The organism is Eubacterium ramulus (genome assembly GCF_003122485.1).
Taxonomy (GTDB): domain Bacteria; phylum Bacillota; class Clostridia; order Lachnospirales; family Lachnospiraceae; genus Eubacterium_I; species Eubacterium_I ramulus_A.
The window spans coordinates 1-2,171 of the sequence record NZ_JRFU01000032.1 but is presented as its reverse complement, the minus strand read 5'-3'; the positions used below and the strand labels follow the sequence as shown (position 1 = coordinate 2,171).

General features: G+C 44.5%; 1 protein-coding gene. It reads right to left on the bottom strand.

Annotated features, from left to right (window positions below; genetic code table 11):
- Window positions 1-88: 88 nt before the first annotated feature.
- Window positions 89-2,080 (bottom strand): family 20 glycosylhydrolase, encoded by a 1,992-nt coding sequence (locus LG34_RS03450; RefSeq protein ID WP_181369278.1) that lies wholly within the window; start codon window positions 2,078-2,080, stop codon window positions 89-91.
- Between the last annotated feature and the right edge of the window lie 91 nt (window positions 2,081-2,171).

Here is a 2,171-nt window from a genome sequence, read left to right as displayed (position 1 = left end):
AGTCGAACGCACGTGAGACTTGGTGCGTGATTCTGGTCAGCGAAAGCTGGTATATTTTTCTTTAAAACAAGGTGCACGATGCTATATTTTAATCGCAAATTTTGTCAAATACACGCAGCCAATCAGCATATTGGCAGATTACATGCTCAATGCGATGCAGCTCTGCTTCCTTGCTGACACTTCGCCACAGTTTTTTGTAATCATATAACCAATATTCCAGATCTTCCGCCAGATTCCATTGTTCTTCCCTGTGAGCATTTTCTGTTTCCTGATGTTCTGGAATTCTTTTAATATCGTTTTCCATATTTATATCGGACTGTACCGCCTGATCCTCTGCTGGTTCTTTTCCCTGTGCCTCCATCAACGCTATGAAATCCGCCAGAACTGCTCCGATTTTCTGTAACAAGATCATTCCCTGTACCGCGATCAGATATGCCCGGATTTTTCCCCGTCGGCCAACCGGTAAATGGCTCACCGCTGCATAAAGTTCCTGCTGAATAGTTTCCAGTTCCTGTGCTGCCTGTTGATAAACCGCCGGTTCTTCTATTTTTACCAGTTTTTCAAGTTCATCTAACAGTGCTTTTCTGTCTGTAGGATTCCCCATCTGTGCCAATTTCAATCCATCCTGTTCCAGAAAATCTACCATATTCCGCCATGTAAACTTCCAGCTCTCTGAAATCCGTGCCAGTACAGACGCCAGTGTTTCCGTCTCATCTCCGTAAGCAACTCTTGAAATCTGACGATTGATATCTTCAAATTCCGGAATCTCCAGATTCCACGAAAAAGCCGCTCCATAGATCATTCCCGGCAGACTGAAATCCGGATGATTGATATGTCCACAATCGCCCCAGTCTGTATTCAACAGACCTTCTGCATGATAGTTTGAGGCATACTGACACATTCTGCTGATATTTTCATAGGAAACCCGAATCTGATTCACCAGCTGATCCCATCCACTGACACCCGGACAGTTATAAAATCTCGCTCCAGCTTCCGACAATTTTCTTGTAGAATCCTCCGGCCAGTCCGCATCATAGCCCCAGTTCAGACAAATGGTTTCTTTCGGAAGTTCCTGTACTGCCTCCGGGAACTCACAAATGATATCGCCCCAGAACATCGGTGTTTTACCTTTGCTCACCACATATTCACAGAGTTCTTTTACAAAATCCAGATACAGGCGCTGTGTTCCTTTTTCTTCTGCCAGCGCTGCACTTTTTCCTTTTCCCAGATCAAAAGTTTCGTCCGCACAGATATTAAAATACTGTGAGGTAAAAAGAGGCATAAACTCGTCAATCAGCGCTTTTACCAGCTGGATACTCTCCGGATTTGACACATCCAGAGTATGATGCCGCATGCGATCCACGAATCCAAAAGGCTCTTTTTCCATTCCGGGCATCTCACACAGCTCACCATACGTTTTTGTCCGAAGCACTTTATACAAGTGACCAAAGCAGGCAATACTCGGAACCAGCTCTATATGCCGTTTTCTACAGTAAGCATCCAGCTCCAAAATATCCTCTGCCGTCAGTGGCGTATCATCTCTCCAAACCTCAGAAAATCCCCGGAACAAAAAGGTATGCTCCATATAAAGCTGTAACTGATTCAGTTTGTAAAATGCCATGCGATCTACCAGCTTTTTCAGGTAATCCATCGTCGGAATCCTTCCTCTTGTCACATCGTGATAAAATCCCCGGTGCAAAATTTTCGGCTGATCCACAATAATTGTATACGGAATGCAGCATCCGCACTGCTCTATGATCTGACGCAGTGTCTGAATACCGTAAAAAATGCCGACTGCACTGCCACCGGTGATACAGATACCATGCGCCTGAACAAGCAGTGTATACTCCTGCTCCTTCATGTGCTCGCCCAACTGTAAACAAATGTCCCCGTTTTCTGGGATTCCACAACTGATAGTTGTACAAAAGCCTGCATATTCCTCCAGATCCTGTTGCAGCATCTGTGCGTCTTCATAAACTTCCGGCGGGCAGTTGCTGTTAAGCACAATTCTCCGATCATATTTTAGTGTAAACGTTCCCTCTTTCTGATACCACTGTTGTGGTCTTGGAATAATGTACATATTTTTTCTTCTCCTTACCGTAAATTTTTCGATTCTTTGTTTTAATTCAAGAATGCTCCGGCATTCTTGTTGCGAGGTGCGCGTCATGCAA

Excerpts from the sequence above, each read along its gene's own strand:
- LG34_RS03450 (WP_181369278.1), bottom strand. The coding sequence starts at position 2,080 with ATGTACATTATTCCAAGACCACAACAGTGGTATCAGAAAGAGGGAACG.